The following is a 207-nucleotide window of genomic DNA, read 5'->3' on the forward strand; positions in this document are numbered from 1 at the left end:
GTGGTGTCGGGTGTGGGTCCGGGTGGGTCGCCGTGGTGGCGGCGCAGACTCGCTTCGAGAAGCTCCGGGGTGGGCTCGACCTCGGTGCGCCAGTGCGAGCGGGGGTTGCGGTCGGTGGCCATCCACAACCGGCCCGTCCACGCGATGCGGTGGGTGCGCCCCCACCGGGCGATCAACCCCTGCAACACCACCCCCGCAGGCGGCCAG

1 protein-coding gene is annotated in these 207 nt (G+C 73.9%); it reads right to left on the minus strand.

The window, feature by feature from the left end; genetic code table 11:
- Positions 1-207, minus strand: a 207-nt coding sequence (locus DSY14_RS28575; RefSeq protein ID WP_374224080.1) for a hypothetical protein, incomplete at both ends; no start/stop codon positions are given.

Source organism: Nocardiopsis sp. MG754419, assembly GCF_018207095.1.
In the GTDB taxonomy this organism is placed as follows: domain Bacteria; phylum Actinomycetota; class Actinomycetes; order Streptosporangiales; family Streptosporangiaceae; genus Nocardiopsis.